The following is a 16404-nucleotide window of genomic DNA, read 5'->3' on the forward strand; positions in this document are numbered from 1 at the left end:
TGGGTCCGCATCCTGTCCTGGGTGATCCTGGCGGTGCTGGGCGTGCAGGCGGTCACCTCCGCCATCGGCGCGCCGGACGCGCTCGAGGCGCTGCCCGCCGTGCTGGCCGGCCTGTGCTTCGCCGCGCTGCTGTTCGTGGCCTGGCACATGCAGACCTCGATCACCACCATCGACGAGCGCGGCCTGCGCCAGAGCTGGTACCGACGCCGCGAAGTGGCCTGGGAAGACGTGCGCCAGGCGCGCTTCGTGCCCATGCTGTTTTCCAAGCGGCTGGTGATCTTCACGCACAGCGGCCGGCCGGTGATCTTCCAGGGCGGCACGCGCGAGCTGCGCGCGGCGTTCGTCAAGATTGCTAGAGTGTATTGATCCTCCCCCCCCCGAAGCGCTGCGCGCTTCCCCCCCAGGGGGGCGCAGCTACGGACCGGCGGAGCCGGATCCGTGCTGCCCCGATGGTGGGGCGCTGGTGGCTTGCGTAGGGGATAGCTCGACTGTGGCTGCGGTGGCTTCGTTGTAGCGAAGTCGAATCAGCGGTCAACAAAACCGGCCTCATGTTTTGCATGAGGCCGGTTTTTTGTCTTGCGGATTTGCCGTGGCGGGCTAGCGGATCGGCAGTGCGTACATGAGGCCGCCTTGCGTCCATTGCGCGTTCAGGCCGCGCTGGATTTTCAGCGGGCTGCCCTGGCCGACGTGGCGTTCGAAGCTCTCGCCGTAGTTGCCCACCTGCTTGACGATCTGGTAGGCCCATTTTTCGTCCAGCCCCAGGTTGGCGCCGCTGCCGGCGGTGACGCCGAGGATGCGCTTGATGTTGGGGTTGGCGCTGTTCTTGGCCAGGTCGTCCACGTTCTTGGAGGTGATGCCGTATTCCTCGGCCTCGATCATGGCGGACAGCGACCAGCGCACGATGTTGAGCCAGGCGTCGTCGCCCTGGCGCACGAAGGGGCCCAGCGGTTCCTTGGAGATGATCTCGGGCAGCACCACGTAATCGTCCGGATTCTGCAGCTTGGAGATGCGGATCGAAGCCAGGCCCGAGGCGTCGGTGGAGAACACGTCGCAACGGCCGGCCGCGAAAGCGTTGACCACTTCGTTGAAGGTCTCGATGACGACCGGCTTGTAGGTGACGTGATTGGCGCGCGCCCAGTCGGCCAGCGTGTTCTCGTTGGACGTGCCGGTCTGCAGGCAGATAGTGGCGCCGTTGATGTCCTTGGCGCTCTTGACGCCCAGCGACTTGGGCACCAGGAAGCCCTGGCCGTCATAGAAGTTGATGCCGGCGTGGATGATGCCCAACGCGGTGTCGCGCTGCTGCGTGACCGTGGTGTTGCGCGTCAGCACGTCCACCTCGCCCGATTGCAGGGCCGTGAAGCGCTGCTGCGAATTGAGCGGCACCACCTTGATCTTGTCGGCGTCGCCGAACACCGCGGCGGCCACGGCGCGGCACAGGTCCACGTCCAGCCCTTGCCACTTGCCTTGCGCGTCGGGCGCGGAAAAGCCCGCGAAGCCCGTGGTCGTGCCGCAAGTCACGGCGCCGCGCTGGCGCACCACGTCCAGCGTGGCCGCTTGCGCGCCCTGTGCCGCGGCCGCCAAGAGCGCCGCGCCGATCAAGCCTTTTGCAATGTTCATGACCTGGATTCCTGTCCTGTTGATGCGAGGCGCGGAAACGCGCCAAGCCGCGAAGCTTATCGACATAAGGCGCCCGCAACAAATAACGGCCGCTTATTTAGGTATGCCTGCCACGCAGGAAGCGTGACAGGCGGGAACAAGAGTAAACCGTGGCGACGATCCGCCGCGCCGCGCGCGTTTGCGAAGGATCAGGCCGCCAGCGAAATCGACACCGGCGCGTTGGCCTCGCAGGCATCCAGCGCGCGGCCCAGCCGCACCATGCCCTCGGCGATCTGAGCCTCGTTCATGGTGGCGAAGGACATGCGCATGGCGTGCAGGTCGGCCCGCGCCGCGTCGGCGTAGAAGGCCTTGCCCGGCACGTACACGACTTCATGCTCGATGGCGTAGGGCAACAGCCGCGTGGCGTCGATCTCGCCGGTCAGGCGGGCCCAGAAGAACATGCCGCCCTCGGGCTTGCTGAAGCGCACGCGCCCGTCCAGCTCGCGCGACAGCGCCTCGGCCATCGCATCACAGCGCAGGCCGTAGGCGGCGCGGATGCGCGGCACATGCTCTTCGTAGCGACCGTTGGCCAGGTATTGCGCCACCACTTCCTGAATCCAGGCCGAGCAGGCCATGTCGTCGGCCGCCTTGGCGCTGACGCAGCGACCGCGGATCGCGGGCGGGGCCACCAGCCAGCCGATGCGCAGCCCCGGCGCCATGGTCTTGGACATGCTGGCCAGGTAGACGGCCCAGTGGCGGGCCTCGCCCTCGGCCAGCGCGGCGATGGGCGGCACGGCCTCGCCGGCGAAGCGCAGCTCGCTGTAGGGATCGTCCTCGACGATCAGGAAGCGGTGCTTGACCGCCAACTCCAGCAGTCGCAGACGGCGCGCGCGCGTCAGCGTCGCGCCACAGGGGTTCGAGAACGAGGCCACCACGCACACGATCTTGGGCTTGACGCGCGCGGCCAGCTCATCGAGCGCGTCCACGTCGATGCCTTCCGGGCCGGACGGCACGGTGTGCACGGTGGCGCCGGTATAGCGCAGCGCCTGCACCGAATTCGGGAAAGCCGGCGTCTCGATGATGGCGTGGTCGCCCGGCTGCAGCATGACGCGCGTCAGCAGCGCCAGCGCCTGTTGCGAGCCGCCGGTGACGGCCAGCTCGGTGTCCGCGTCGCAGCGCAGGCCGCGCGCGGCCGACAGGCGCGCCAGCTCATGGCGCAGGCTGGCCTGGCCGTCGATGTTCGAATACTGCAGGCATGCGCCCAGGCGCGCCATGACCTGGGACGAGGCCAGCGACAGGCCGTCCACGTCGAACAGCTCGGGCGCCGGATAGCCGCCGGCCAGCGAGATCGTGCCCGGACGCATGGCGTAGGGCATGAGCGAGCGGATCGGCGAGGCGGGAGGATTCAGGAAGGGCGTGGCAAAGGCGTATTCGGGCGCTGCGCTGGACATGGCGGGACGATGGGCAGGAGGAAGGACCGTGTCGCCCGCGGGGCGGCGCCGGATGGCTTGAAACCTTGAGACATAAAGAAATGCCGATAAATTCTAAGCCTGCGAATTGCACAGGGTCAACGTCATGCCGCCCCTGTGTAGCGGAACCCGCCGCCACAGTCCTAAACTATGGGACATCGCATATTCCAGAGACCTGCATGACCGCCGCCGACACCATGGCCGGGCGCCTCGCCCAGATCCGACTACGCATCGCCCAGGCCTGCCAGCGCGCCGGCCGCGACCCCGGGGAAGTGACGCTGCTGCCCGTCAGCAAGACCTTCGGCGTCGACGCCATCCGCGCAGCCATGGCGCTGGGCCTGAACCGGTTCGGCGAGAACAAGACGCAGGAAATCCGCCAGAAGGCGGCCGCCCTGTCGGGGGAGGGGCTGCAATGGGTGCTGATCGGCCATCTGCAGACCAACAAGGCCAAGGACGCCGCGCGCGACGCCGCCGAGGTGCAATCGCTGGACCGCCTGGACCTGGCCGAGGCCCTGCACCGCCGGCTGGCGCAAGAAGGCCGCACGCTGGACGCGCTGGTGCAGGTCAAGACCTCCAGCGAGCCCAGCAAGTACGGCATGGCGCCGGAAGACGTGCCGGCCTTCCTGCGCCGCATCGCGTCCGACTTCCCCACGCTGCGCGTGCGCGGCCTGATGACGCTGGCCGTGAACTCGCCCGATCCCGCCGAGGTGCGCGCGTGCTTTCGCGCATTGCGCGAACTGCGCGACCGGCTGCGGCTGGACCTGCCCGCCGGCGTGTCGCTGGACCGGCTGTCGATGGGCATGAGCGGCGATTTCGAGCTGGCCATCGAGGAAGGCTCGACCGAGGTGCGCATCGGCACGGCCGTCTTCGGCGCCCGCAGCTATCCCGAGCCGCAATAGCCGGACCTCCTCGCGCGCGCCCGGGCGGCCGGATGCCGCGCCGCAGCGCCTGAAAAACCGCAACCACGCGCCGAAACGCGCAGGCATAATAGCGGCGCAAAACAGCGCGGCCGCGCCAAGCGGCGCCCGCCCGCGCATCCATATCGATCCCGCACGAGGAGACACCCCATGCACAAGCACGCGAAGCGCCTGTTGGCGCTGGCCGCCCTGTCCCTGGCCGCCACTGCTGCCAGCGCCCAATCCTGGCCCACCCAGCCGATCCGCTGGATCGTGCCCTACCCGGCCGGCGGCGGCGCCGACGTGGTCGCGCGCACGGTCGCCGGCGGCATGGAAAAACCGCTGGGCCAGACCATCGTGGTCGAGAACCGCCCCGGCGCGGCCACCATCATCGGCGCGACCGCCGTGTCCCAGGCCGAGCCGTCCGGCTACATGATCGGCACCGCCGATTCGGGCACGCTGGCCTTCAACCCCTCGCTGTACGCCAAGCTGTCCTACGACCCGTCCAAGTTCACCTACATCGGCGGCATCGCCAAGTTCCCGCTGCTGCTGGCGGTGAATGTGAACTCGCCGTACAAGTCGGTGGCCGACGTGATCGCGGCCGCCAAGAAAGAGCCCGGCAAGCTGACCGCCGCCTCGGCCGGCGCCGGCTCGCCCCACCATCTGGCGCTGGAGCTGTTCAAGCAGCGCACCGGCGCCGAGCTGCTGCACGTGCCCTACAAGGGCGCCGCGCCTGCCATCCAGGACCTGCTGGGCGGACAGGTGGACGTGATGTTCATCGATCTGGCCGCCGGCCTGCCCAACGTGAAGGCGGGCAAGCTGCGCGTGCTGGCCGCGGCCACGCCCGAGCGCGTCGCCGTGCTGCCCGACGCACCGACCATGGCCGAGCAGGGCGTGGCCAACTTCACCGCCTACGCCTGGCAGGGTCTGGTCGCGCCGGCCGGCGTGCCGGAGAACGTGGTCAAGAAGCTGTCGGCCGACCTGGACGCCACGCTCAAGACCCCGGCCGTGTCGCAGAAGATGATGGACATGGGCGTGATCCCCATGCCGCTGTCGGCGCAGGAATTCAAGGCCTATGCCGACCAGGAGCGCGCCGCCTGGGCGGACGTGATCAAGAAGGCCGGCATCAAGCTCGAATGAGCGCGCCGGCATGACACGGGACGCGGCCTTCGGGCCGCGTTTTTTTTCGTCCCGACGTTTTGATGAACTCTTGAGCTTGCTTCCGCCGCTTTCATGCGCTGGCTCTAATCGCCGCAACCATCGCACGATGCGCATCAATCAGGAGTCTTCATGAAAGCCCGCGTTTTCCTTTCCCTGGCCCTGGCCCTGCCGGCCGCGGCCCACAGTTTCACCGTGCAGATGATGCACGTCACGCCGGAAGGCATCGGCCAGCTTGCCGGCACCGTGGTGATCGAGGACAGCGCCGCCGGCGCGCGCCTGACGCCGGACCTGCGCGGCCTGCCGCCGGGTCCGCACGGCTTTCATCTGCACCAGAACGGCGACTGCGGCCCGACCGTGGTTGACGGCAAGGCTACGCCCGCCGGCGCGGCGGGCGGGCACTGGGATCCGGCCGGCCACGGACATCACCTGGGGCCTCAGCTGGGCCACGCCGTCGGCAAGGGCCACCAGGGCGACCTGCCCCGCCTGGAAGTTTCCGCCGATGGCAGCGTCCACGGCGCCGTGGTTGCGCCACGCCTGAAGGCCAGCGACTTCAAGGGCCGCAGCCTCATGATCCATGCCGGCGGCGACAACTACAGCGACACGCCCGCGCCGCTGGGCGGCGGCGGAGCGCGCATCGTCTGCGGCGTCGTGCACTGAACCTCCGCGCCTGCCCGGCGCGCCGGGCAGGAAGCCGCGCCGGCGCGCGTCAGGCCGGCGGCAGTTTCACGGCCATGCGCAGCTGCTCCGCGCAGGCGCGGCCCTGCTCGACCGCCTTGCCGAATGCGTCCGACATGATTTCGGCGTGGCTGAACCAGGCGGCTTTCCTCACCGACTTGTAGCGATAGCGGTAGCCGGCGTCCGTGGGTTCTCCGTCCAGGTCCAGGTCGAACCAGGACGAGCGCAGCGTGCAATGCAACGCAGGCGACTCGACGGTCGCGCCCGTGAGCGTCACGTCATACGAGGCCGTCTCCGGCGATCCCAGGTAGAGATCGCTCAGCTGGCCGGAGCGGCGATAGCGCGCGAACGCTTCCCACTCGTCGGTCATGTGATGCACCTGCGCACGGACATAGTGGTCGCCCACGCGGTCCAGCGCCTTCAGGTCGACCAGCTCGGCGTCGATGCGGTACGCGGAAGCCATGACGAAATCACTGGACTCGCGCCGCAAGGCGCAGTCGCGGTTCTCCGACGCGAAATGGCGGCACAGGAGCTGATCCATGCCCACCCTGCCGTGCTGGCGATCGCCCACGCTCAACTCCGCCGCCGACATGCCCGACAGCACGACGGAAGAACGGACCTCGGCCTGCCCGTCACGCAGGAAACGCTCGTGGCGGACGACGGCCGCTCCACCCTTCGGACTCGCCAGAGCAATATCCTCGCGGTGCACGGCGCCCGCGCCATCGATCACCAGCGCCCAGCGCTGCTGGATATCCGGCATGGTGAAGCCCGGCACGAACACGGGATTGGTGGGATCGAGCCACCAGGTCTCGCCGTCGACCTCGGCGCGCACGATGGCGTGATTGGGCGCGGACAGGCCGGGCAACAACAGCTCCGGCGCGACAGTGCCGCGCGCCACCAGCGCCGGCTCGGCCTTGATGCCCGCGCCGCGCAGCATGGCCGTCAGCAGGATGGCCAGATCCTTGCAGTCGCCGTAGCCGTGGCTTTCGATTTCCTGCAGGGAAAAGGGAATCTGGCCGCGCTCGGTGCCGCGCCAGTCGCCCAGATAGCGATAGCGATCATTGATGTGCCGCATGAGGCCGGCGACGGCCTGCCGGGGCGCCTGGTCGCGCGCGGCTTGCGCCGCCGCCGCGGCGGCCTTGGGCAGCGCGGCGGCCAGGATCTCGTTGTAGCGCGCGGCGAAGGTGCCGAAGTAGTCCTGCGCCGCCGTGGCGCTGCCGACCTCCAGGCGCGGCGAGCGCCGCAGATAGCCACTGTCCGGCTCGTCGACGTAGGCGAGATAGCGCGGCGCGCTCTTCAGGTCGACGACGATATGCTTGCCGTCAGGGGAAGCCTGGACCTGGAAATCCTCCATGGCCTGCGCGCGCCAGGTCATCGGCCGATCGGCGCGGAATTCGGCATGGAAGCGGTCCTGCCGCACCGGGCGCGGCGCCTGCTCCATCACGTAGTGGAACTGCGTGGCGTGCGGCACGGCGGCAAAGCGCTCGCGCAGCGTATAGACGATGGTGCTGCCGACCCGCAGATTGGGAAAGGCCAGCGAGGTCTGCTTTTGCCGCAGAAAGCCCTGTTCCGGATTGGGCGCCATCCGCGTGTCGATCTGCGCCGCGTCCAGCGCAACCGGCTTTTCACCGGGCTGGATCACCTCGGCGCGCACCACCTCGAGACTGTCATTTTCCGCGTAGCTGCGATCCACGCGAGAAATCAGGTCGCGCCCGGACAGCGTCAGGATGGTGTAGCGGTAGGTGCTCAGGCATTCGGTGCTGTTGTCTTGTCCGAAGCGGCACTGGAATTCAACATCTCCGGCCAGGGGCGCTTCGGATACGGGCTGCAGCGCGGCGGCGGCGGGCAGGCTGGTCGCCGCCAGGAAGGCGGCCAGGATCGGGGTGCGGGGGAAACGGGGCATCAAACGGCGAGCCATCAAAAAGTAAATTGAGACTCAATGTTATTTGATACATAGTAACCATACAAGCCATGGGCCGCCGCTGGCGTCGCGCAAAGCAAAACGCCCGGCGGAACCGCCGGGCGTTTGCAAGACAGCGATACCCGCCGGCAGGCGGGCGCGTGACGGCTACACCAGCACGCGCTCGATGCCGCCCGCGTTGGCGCGGCGCACATAGTCTTCCATCCAGCCTTCGCCCAGGATGTGGCGCGCCATCTCGACCACGATGTAGTCGGCGTCCATGCCGGTGTCGCCCTCGTAGCGCGACAGGCCCTGCAGGCAGGACGGACAGGACGTCAACACCTTCACGTCGCCGTTGTAGCCGTCGCCGCGCAGCGTCTCGGCGCCCTTGAGCAGCTCTTCCTGCTTGCGGAAGCGCACCTGCGTGGACACGTCGGGCCGCGAGACGGCCAGCGTGCCGGACTCGCCGCAGCAACGGTCGCTCTTGATGGCGCCGTCGCCCACCAGCGAACGCACGGTCTTCATCGGATCCTGCAGCTTCATGGGCGTGTGGCAGGGGTCGTGGTACATGTAGCGCACGCCCTTGGCGCCGTCGAGCTTGATGCCCTTTTCCAGCAGGTATTCGTGGATGTCGATCAGGCGGCAGCCCGGGAAGATCTTGTCGAACTCATAGCCCGACAGCTGGTCGTAGCAGGTGCCGCAGCTGACCACCACGGTCTTGATGTCCAGGTAGTTCAGCGTGTTGGCCACGCGGTGGAACAGCACCCGGTTGTCGGTGATGATCTGCTCGGCCTTGTCGGTCATGCCGTTGCCGCGCTGGGGATAGCCGCAGCACAGGTAGCCCGGCGGCAGCACGGTCTGCACGCCGGCGTGCCACAGCATCGCCTGGGTCGCCAGGCCCACCTGCGAGAACAGGCGCTCGGAACCGCAGCCGGGGAAGTAGAACACCGCCTCGGTGTCGGCCGAGGTCGTCTTCGGATCGCGGATGATCGGAACGTAGTTGGCGTCCTCGATGTCCAGCAGCTTGCGCGCGGCCTGCTTGGGCAGGCCCCCCGGCATCTTCTTGTTGACGAAGTGGATCACCTGCTCGCGCAGCGCCGGCTTGCCCACCGTGGCCGGCGGCTGCGCGGTCTGCTTGCGCGCCAGGCCCGACAGCAGGTCATGCGCGGCGCGCTGGATCTTGTAGCCCACGCCCACCATGGCCTTGCGGGTGGCGTTGATGGTGGCCGGATCCTTCGCGTTGAGGAAGAACATGGCGCTGGCCGTGCCGGGGTTGAACGACTTGCGGCCCATGCGGCGCAGCAGCGCGCGCATGTTCATGGACACGTCGCCGAAGTCGATGTCCACCGGACAGGGCGTGTAGCACTTGTGGCAGACCGTGCAGTGGTCGGCCACGTCCTCGAACTCTTCCCAGTGCTTCAGGCTGACGCCGCGACGGGTCTGCTCTTCGTACAGGAAGGCCTCGACCAGCAGCGAAGTCGCCAGGATCTTGTTGCGCGGCGAGTACAGCAGGTTCGCGCGCGGCACGTGGGTCGAACAGACCGGCTTGCACTTGCCGCAGCGCAGGCAGTCCTTGATGGATTCGGAGATGGCGCCGATATCGCTCTGCTGCATGATGAGCGATTCGTGTCCCATCAGGCTGAAGCTGGGCGTCCAGGCGTGGCGCAGGTCCGCGCCGGGCATCAGCTTGCCGGCGTTGAAGTGGCCGTTGGGGTCGACGCGGCGCTTGTATTCCTGGAACGGGGCCAGCTCGGCCTCGGTCAGGAATTCGTACTTGGTCAGGCCGATGCCGTGCTCGCCCGAGATCACGCCGTCCAGGTCGCGCGCGATCTGCATGATGCGCTCGACGGCCGCGTGGGCCTCGCGCAGCATGCCGTAGTCATCGGAGTTGACCGGGATGTTGGTGTGCACGTTGCCGTCGCCGGCGTGCATGTGCAGGGCCACGAACACGCGGCTCTTGAGCACGCGGCCATGGATGGCGACGAGTTCGTCCAGGATGCGCTTGCCGGCCGCGCCGGAAAACAGGCGCTGCAGGCCCGCCAGCACTTCCACCTTCCAGGACACGCGGATGGTCCGGTCCTGCACCACGTCGAAGACGCGGGCGGCGGGCTGCGCGGCCAGACGGTCCGACAGCGCGCCTTGCAGCGCGCCCAGGCCCAGCCCGCCCAGTTCGGGCAGCGCCTGGATCAGCGGCAGGTCCAGGTTGTCCAGCAGCCACTGCCAGCGCTGGCGCGCGCCGGCCAGCAGTTCCTGCGCCTGGCGCGTGCGCTCGGCCAGCACCTCGGCGCGGGTGATCTCGGCGTCGGCCGCGTCCTCGGCCTTGCCCACCGGCAGCGGGCTCGCCAGGTAGGCGTCCAGCTCGGTCAGCAGCCGCAGCTTGTTGCTGGTGGACAGCTCGATATTGATGCGCTCGATGTGATCCGTGTACTCGCCCATGCGCGGCAGCGGGATCACCACGTCTTCGTTGATCTTGAAGGCGTTGGTGTGGCGCGCGATGGCGGCGGTGCGCGAACGGTCGAGCCAGAATTTCTTGCGCGCCTCGGCGCTGACGGCCACGAAGCCTTCGCCGTGGCGCGTATTGGCCAGGCGCACCACTTCGCTGGCGGCTGCGGCCACCGCGTCCTCGTCGTCGCCGACGATGTCGCCGATCAGCACCATCTTGGGCAGCACGCCGCGCTTGCTCTTGGTGGCGTAGCCCACCGCGCGCAGGTAGCGCTCGTCCAGATGCTCCAGGCCGGCCAGGATGGCGCCGCGCTCGCGGCCCTCGCCGTCCAGGTAGCCCTTGACCTCGACGATCGACGGAATCGCGTCGCGCGCCTGGCCGAAGAACTCCATGCAGACCGTGCGGGTGTGCTTGGGCATGCGGTGCAGCACCCAGCGCGCCGAGGTGATCAGGCCGTCGCAGCCTTCCTTCTGCACGCCTGGCAGGCCGGCCAGGAACTTGTCGGTGACGTCCTTGCCCAGACCTTCCTTGCGGAACACGCGGCCGGCGATCTCCAGCGTCTCGGTCTTGAGCAGGCGTTCGCCGGGCTTGCCGCGTCCGTCGAACCACTTGAGTTCGAAGCGCGCCACGTCCACGTCGTGGATCTTGCCCATGTTGTGGGCCAGGCGCGTGACCTCGAGCCAGTTGCCGTCCGGATCGACCATGCGCCACCAGGCCAGATTGTCCAGCGCGGTGCCCCACAGCACGGCCTTCTTGCCGCCCGCGTTCATGGCGATGTTGCCGCCCACGCAGGACGCCTCGGCCGAAGTCGGGTCCACCGCGAACACGAAGCCGGCGGCCTCGGCGGCCTCGGACACGCGCTTGGTCACCACGCCGGCGCCGGCGTGGATCACCGCCACCGGCTCGGTCAGGCCGGGCAGGATACAGGACTCGACCTTGCCCAGCTTGTCGAATTTCTCGGTGTTGATGACGGCCGACTTCCAGGTCAGCGGAATGGCGCCGCCGGTATAGCCCGTGCCGCCGCCGCGCGGCACGATGGTCAGGCCCAGCTCGATACAGGCCGTGACCAGCGCGGCGATCTCGTCCTCGGAATCCGGCGTCAGCACCACGAACGGGTACTCGACGCGCCAGTCGGTGGCGTCGGTCACGTGCGAAACGCGCGACAGGCCATCGAACTTGATGTTGTCGCGCGCGGTGATGCGGCCCAGCGTCTTCTGCGCCTGCTTGCGCAGCATGGCGGTCTGGTCGAACTCGCCCTCGAAGGCGGCGATGGCGGAACGCGCCCGCGCCAGCAGGCTCACGACCTTCTCGTCGCGCTGCGGATCATGGCCGGCCTCGGCCGGCGTGCCCGGCTCGCGGCGGCGGTCGATCTCGCCCACGCGGTGGTTGAGCGCGTCGATCAGCTGCTTGCGGCGCTTGGGATTGTCCAGCAGGTCGTCCTGCAGGTAGGGATTGCGGCGCACCACCCAGATGTCGCCCAGCACCTCGTACAGCATGCGGGCGGAACGGCCGGTGCGGCGCTCGCCTCGCAGGTCGCTGAGCAGGCTCCAGGCGTCTTCGCCCAAAAGCCGGCCCACGATTTCCCGGTCGGAAAACGAGGTGTAGTTGTAAGGAATCTCGCGCAAGCGCGCGGGTGCGGCGGGCGGCAACGCCCCGGTCAGGATGTGGCTAGCGAGTGGGGCGTTCATGGAAGCGCAAGAGTGGGCCCTTAAAAAATCATTTTATGCCATCGCGCGGCCCGGCCCCGAATATCCCCGCCGGCGCGCCCGGCAATACGCGTGCGACTATCGATACGTCCCTTTATTTTCGGACAAATCCGAAGCGTCAGAGCTGGCCCGGGAAGAACCACAACAGGCCGGCCGTCATCGCCACGTAGCGCAGGAACTTGCCGATGGCCATGTAGGCCACGCAGGGCCAGAATGACAGCCGCAGCCACCCGGCCACGGCGCACAGCGGATCGCCCACGACCGGCAGCCAGGACAGCAGCAGCGCCGGCGGACCCATGCGGTGCAGCCAGGCGTGCGCGCGCTGGTTCCAGCGGCCGCGCATGCGGCCGTCCGGCCCGGCATCGGGATGGGACTCGTGGGGATGGGGGTGTTTTTCCTTCCAGCGCTGCACCGCGCGTTCGGCGGCCAGCCCCATGGCATAGGTGATCGCGCCGCCGATGGTATTGCCCAGCGTCGCCACCAGCACGGCCGGCCAGAACATGTCCGGCGCCAGCTTGATGTAGCCGAACACCGCCGGCTCGGAACCGAGCGGCAACAGGGTCGCGGACACCAGCGAGACCGTGAAAATGGCTGACAGCCCGACGGACGGCAAGGCCAGCACCGCGAGCAGCCAGTGGATGGCGGACAGCAGACTTTCTTCCATGATGCGCGAGTGTAGCCGCGACCGGCCCGGCGCGCCGTCCACGCCGCCGGCCACCCCGCGCCACGGCCCCGCAAGCCGCACCGGGCCTGGCTGCGAGCCGGTTTCCCTATGGTAATCTGCCCCACCCCCTCCCCCCTTTTCCGCCCCGCACGCGCGCCCTCATGTCCACCGATTACCTGAAACGCATCCTGACTTCCAAGGTCTACGACGTCGCCGTCGAATCGCCGCTGGAGCCGGCCCCGCTGCTGTCGCAGCGGCTGTCCAACACGGTGCTGCTCAAGCGCGAGGACACCCAGGCCGTGTTCAGCTTCAAGCTGCGCGGGGCCTACAACAAGATGGCCAACCTGCCGCCCGCCGCGCGCAACCGCGGCGTGATCGCGGCCTCGGCCGGCAACCATGCGCAAGGCGTGGCGCTGGCGGCCACGCGGCTGGGTTGCCGCGCGGTCATCGTCATGCCCACCACCAGCCCGCAGGTGAAGGTGGACGCGGTGCGCCGACTGGGCGGCGAGGTGGTGCTGGCTGGCGAGAGTTTCTCCGACGCCTACGCCCACGCGCAGGTGCTGGAAAAGAAGGAAAAGCTGACCTTCGTGCATCCGTTCGACGATCCCGACGTGATCGCCGGCCAGGGTACGGTGGGAATGGAGATCCTGCGCCAGCATCCGGGTCCGATCGACGCCATCTTCGTGGCCATCGGCGGCGGCGGGCTGATCTCGGGCGTGGCCGCCTACATCAAGCAGCTGCGCCCCGAGATCAAGATCATCGGCGTGCAGACCGAGGACTCCGACGCCATGCTGCGCAGCGTGCGCGCGGGCCGGCGCGTGCAGCTGAACGACGTGGGCCTGTTCTCGGACGGCACCGCGGTGAAGATGGTGGGCGCCGAGACCTTCAAGCTCACGCGCCAGTATGTCGATGACTTCGTGGTGGTGAACACCGACGCGATCTGCGCGGCCATCAAGGATGTGTTCCAGGACACGCGCAGCGTGCTGGAGCCGGCCGGCGCCATGGCCGTCGCCGCCGCCAAGCAATACGCGGCCGAGCACCACCTGAAGGGCAAGACGCTGGTGGCCATCGCCTGCGGCGCCAACATGAATTTCGACCGGCTGCGCTTCGTCTCCGAGCGCGCCGAGGTCGGCGAGATGCGCGAAGCCATCTTCGCCGTCACCATGCCCGAACAGCGCGGCAGCTTCCGCCGCTTCTGCGAGCTGGTCGGCGAGCGCAGCGTCACCGAGTTCAACTACCGCATCTCGGATTCCGACCGCGCCCATGTGTTCGTCGGCATCCAGGTGTCCTCGCCGGCCGAGCCCGACAAGATCGCCGCCAACTTCCGCCGCCACGGTTTCGACACGCTCGACCTGACCCACGACGAAATGGCCAAGACCCACTTGCGCCACATGGTCGGCGGGCGTTCCGCGCAGGCGCGCGACGAGCTGCTGTACCGCTTCGAGTTCCCGGAGCGTCCGGGCGCGCTGATGCGTTTCCTGAATGCGATGAATCCGGACTGGAACATCAGCCTGTTCCATTACCGCAACCAGGGCGCCGACTACGGCCGCATCCTGATCGGCATCCAGGTGCCGGCGGCCGACAAGAAGCAGTTCCGCGCCTTCGTGGCCGAACTGGGCTATCCGCACTGGAACGAGACCGACAACCCGGCCTACAAGCTGTTCCTGTAGCCGCGCGCGCCGCCGCAAGCCGGGCCGCCATGCCGGCGCGCGGACAACGGCAAGCCCAAAAGCGAGAGGGCCTCCAGATGGAGGCCCTTCCCTTCTCAGCTCAAGTCGCGCCCGGCCTCAACCGGAGGGGGGGTTCGCTGTCACTCGGCGGCTCACGGAGATGGGCCGCGCATTCAGCAAGGTCTGGCCGGGCGCGCCGTCGCTTAGAACCGGTGACGCAGGCCCACGGCGAACGCGGTGTCCGTCGCATCGCGCTGGAACGCGTAGTTGTCGCCGTAGGAGGCGTACGCGTACAGGTTGGTGCGCTTGCTCAGGTCGTAGGTGTAGCCCAGGCTGTAGACGTTGAACTTGGCATCGTCCTTGGTCAGCTTGTCGTTCTTCGGATCGGCGCGCTGCCAGGAACCGAAGATCGAGCTGCTGCCCAGCGGCACGGTGAAGCCCACCATGTACGAATTGGCGCGGAAGCCGTCGGCCAGCTTGAACGTGCCCAGCTTCTGCATGCCGTCGGGCGTGGTGCCCATGTTCTGGCCGACGAACCAGCCATTGCGGGTCTGGCCGAAGGCGGCGGCGATCTTCACCACTTCGAAGTCATAGGTGCCGCCCAGGATGTACGACTGGATCGTCGTGTCTTCCTGGCTGCCGCCCTTGACGTCCTTGGACGGATTGAAGCGGTCGTAGGCCGCGGCCAGGTTCAGCGGGCCGTTGACGTACTGCACGCCGGCGGTCAGGACGCGGTTGTTGTTGTTGGTCTCGAAGCCGCGCTGCTTCTCGTCCGAAACCGTGTCGTCAGCGCTGAACGAGTAACCCAGGCCGGCCTTGAAGCCGCCGAAGCTGGGCGTCTGGTACAGCACCATGTTGTCCAGGCGCATCGTATTGGCGCTGCTGAACACGGTACCCATGTTGGCGGTGTTGTAGCTGATCGAGAACGGGTCGATGGAACCGAAGTACTTCGAGGCCAGGTTGGTCTGGCGGCCGAATTCCAGGCGGCCCCACGAGTCGCTGTCCAGGCCCACGGTGGCCTGGCGGCCCCAGAGGCGGCCGCTTTGCAGCGAGTTGCCGTTCAGGGGACCGAAGCCGGCTTCCAGGTTGAACACGGCGCGCAGGCCGTCGCCCAGGTCTTCCGAGCCACGCAGGCCGAAACGCGAGCCGCTGCTCACGCCTTGCACGGCGCCGACACGGCTTTGCGAGTTGCCGTTGAACTTCACCTTTTCGTAGCCGATGCCGGCGTCGATCAAACCGTACAACGTCACCGAATCGGCAGCTTGCGCCGCGCTCGCAAAGCCCGCGAGCAACGCGACGGCCAATAGCGTCTTCTTCATAACAGTCCTCTAAATGGCAAGATGGATGGCAATGCGCGGGCATGCCGCCGCGTGGCGGATGCCCGCAAGCCGCGGCCTGTAAGACCGCGATGCATGCACTGAAACTAGTGTCTCGCCTGGGACCGCCGGGAGTAAGCGGGATTTCGAAGAACTACTTTCCATGGCTGGGATAATCGCGTTCGACGCGCATTCCTCCATGCTTGGAATCAGGGCTTAACGCCTTGAAATGAAATGCGAATCCTTGCTCGCAATTGCATTTCCCGCGCTCATTCCCGATCACTTCCCGGTTTGAGGATCGTCAAATCCTGTCGCGCTGCGCGGACAATGCCGAGGCAAAAAAGCCACAGCGCGCCAGCGCCATCGGCCGGCCGCGAAATGCTCAGCGGCCCTTGGGCGGGTAGTCGAGTTCGCCGAAGGTGTATTCGCCGCGCGCCTTGGCCTGGGCCAGCTCGGCGCGGACCTGCTCGCGCGTCTTGCCGGCGGTTTCCGGCGCGGCGCTCCGGGGCGGATAGTCCAGTTCGGCGCTGGTAACCTGCCCGGCGATCTTGGCGCTTTGCAATTCGGCGCCAACCTGCTCGCGCGACATGCCGGTGCTGGCGGTGGCGGCGGGCGGATAGTCCAGTTCGCCGAAGGTGACCTGGCCGGCGGCCTTGGCGGCCTGCAGTTCCTGCTGAACCTGTTCGCGGGTCTTGCCATCGGCGTGGGCGGCGGACATGCCCGCCAGGGTTGCGGTAACCATGAGTGCGGTCGCTAGGGCTTTCATTGTGATGACTCCATCCTATACCTGGCACGACAGCGCCCGCCAGGACGGCGGGCGCAATGTGACGGCGTGTTGACGGAACGAAGTATCTGGCCTTATCGACCTAGTAAAAACCCTTAATTTGGGGAACATATTTGCAGGAGTG

Annotated in this window: 12 protein-coding genes; 5 read left to right on the plus strand and 7 right to left on the minus strand. The window is 67.7% G+C overall.

Translation table 11 applies throughout. The features are described from left to right. On the plus strand, positions 1–366 hold a 366-nt coding region (locus tag ACEU5R_RS18770), incomplete at its 5' end, for a hypothetical protein (protein ID WP_392411212.1). A 231-nt stretch (positions 367–597) separates the two neighbouring features. On the opposite strand, the gene ACEU5R_RS18775 is transcribed toward ACEU5R_RS18770, so the two are convergent. Further along, on the minus strand, positions 598–1617 hold the full coding sequence (locus ACEU5R_RS18775) for an amino acid ABC transporter substrate-binding protein (RefSeq protein WP_103271465.1): 1020 nt from the start codon (positions 1615–1617) through the stop codon (positions 598–600). A 188-nt stretch (positions 1618–1805) separates the two neighbouring features. Next, positions 1806–3047 (minus strand): PLP-dependent aminotransferase family protein, encoded by a 1242-nt coding sequence (locus ACEU5R_RS18780; protein WP_103271466.1) that lies wholly within the window; start codon positions 3045–3047, stop codon positions 1806–1808. 197 nt (positions 3048–3244) lie between these two features. Between ACEU5R_RS18780 and ACEU5R_RS18785 the strand changes: the two genes are divergently transcribed. From ACEU5R_RS18785 to sodC, 3 genes are all read left to right on the plus strand, one after another. Continuing rightward, complete coding sequence (locus tag ACEU5R_RS18785; RefSeq protein ID WP_392411213.1) at positions 3245–3964, plus strand: YggS family pyridoxal phosphate-dependent enzyme; 720 nt, start codon at positions 3245–3247, stop codon at positions 3962–3964. 168 nt (positions 3965–4132) lie between these two features. Beyond that, the gene (locus ACEU5R_RS18790) at positions 4133–5101 is read left to right on the plus strand and encodes a Bug family tripartite tricarboxylate transporter substrate binding protein (RefSeq protein WP_392411214.1); all 969 of its coding nucleotides are present in this window, start codon (positions 4133–4135) and stop codon (positions 5099–5101) included. A 150-nt stretch (positions 5102–5251) separates the two neighbouring features. After that, positions 5252–5779, plus strand: coding sequence for a superoxide dismutase family protein (gene sodC, locus ACEU5R_RS18795; protein WP_103271469.1), 528 nt, complete (start codon positions 5252–5254; stop codon positions 5777–5779). A 49-nt stretch (positions 5780–5828) separates the two neighbouring features. Here the strand turns inward: sodC and ACEU5R_RS18800 are convergent, their stop codons facing one another. From ACEU5R_RS18800 to ACEU5R_RS18810, 3 genes are all read right to left on the minus strand, one after another. Continuing rightward, positions 5829–7700, minus strand: a complete 1872-nt coding sequence (locus ACEU5R_RS18800; RefSeq protein ID WP_103271470.1) for a DUF3857 domain-containing transglutaminase family protein — start codon at positions 7698–7700, stop codon at positions 5829–5831. A 165-nt stretch (positions 7701–7865) separates the two neighbouring features. Beyond that, on the minus strand, positions 7866–11828 hold the full coding sequence (locus ACEU5R_RS18805) for an FAD/FMN-binding oxidoreductase (protein ID WP_103271471.1): 3963 nt from the start codon (positions 11826–11828) through the stop codon (positions 7866–7868). A 136-nt stretch (positions 11829–11964) separates the two neighbouring features. Continuing rightward, positions 11965–12510 (minus strand): YqaA family protein, encoded by a 546-nt coding sequence (locus ACEU5R_RS18810; RefSeq protein ID WP_392411215.1) that lies wholly within the window; start codon positions 12508–12510, stop codon positions 11965–11967. A 161-nt stretch (positions 12511–12671) separates the two neighbouring features. On the opposite strand from ACEU5R_RS18810, the gene ilvA reads away from it, so the two are divergent. Continuing rightward, entirely contained in the window at positions 12672–14180 is a 1509-nt protein-coding gene (gene ilvA, locus ACEU5R_RS18815) for a threonine ammonia-lyase, biosynthetic (protein ID WP_103271473.1), read from the plus strand. 203 nt (positions 14181–14383) lie between these two features. On the opposite strand, the gene ACEU5R_RS18820 is transcribed toward ilvA, so the two are convergent. Both ACEU5R_RS18820 and ACEU5R_RS18825 read right to left on the minus strand, forming a co-directional pair. Next, the gene (locus tag ACEU5R_RS18820) at positions 14384–15499 is read right to left on the minus strand and encodes a porin (RefSeq protein ID WP_103271474.1); all 1116 of its coding nucleotides are present in this window, start codon (positions 15497–15499) and stop codon (positions 14384–14386) included. 379 nt (positions 15500–15878) lie between these two features. Beyond that, entirely contained in the window at positions 15879–16262 is a 384-nt protein-coding gene (locus ACEU5R_RS18825) for a DUF4148 domain-containing protein (RefSeq protein ID WP_199770939.1), read from the minus strand. Positions 16263–16404: the final 142 nt, after the last annotated feature.

Source organism: Achromobacter sp. 413638 (assembly GCF_043119405.1).
Lineage (GTDB): Bacteria > Pseudomonadota > Gammaproteobacteria > Burkholderiales > Burkholderiaceae_B > Achromobacter.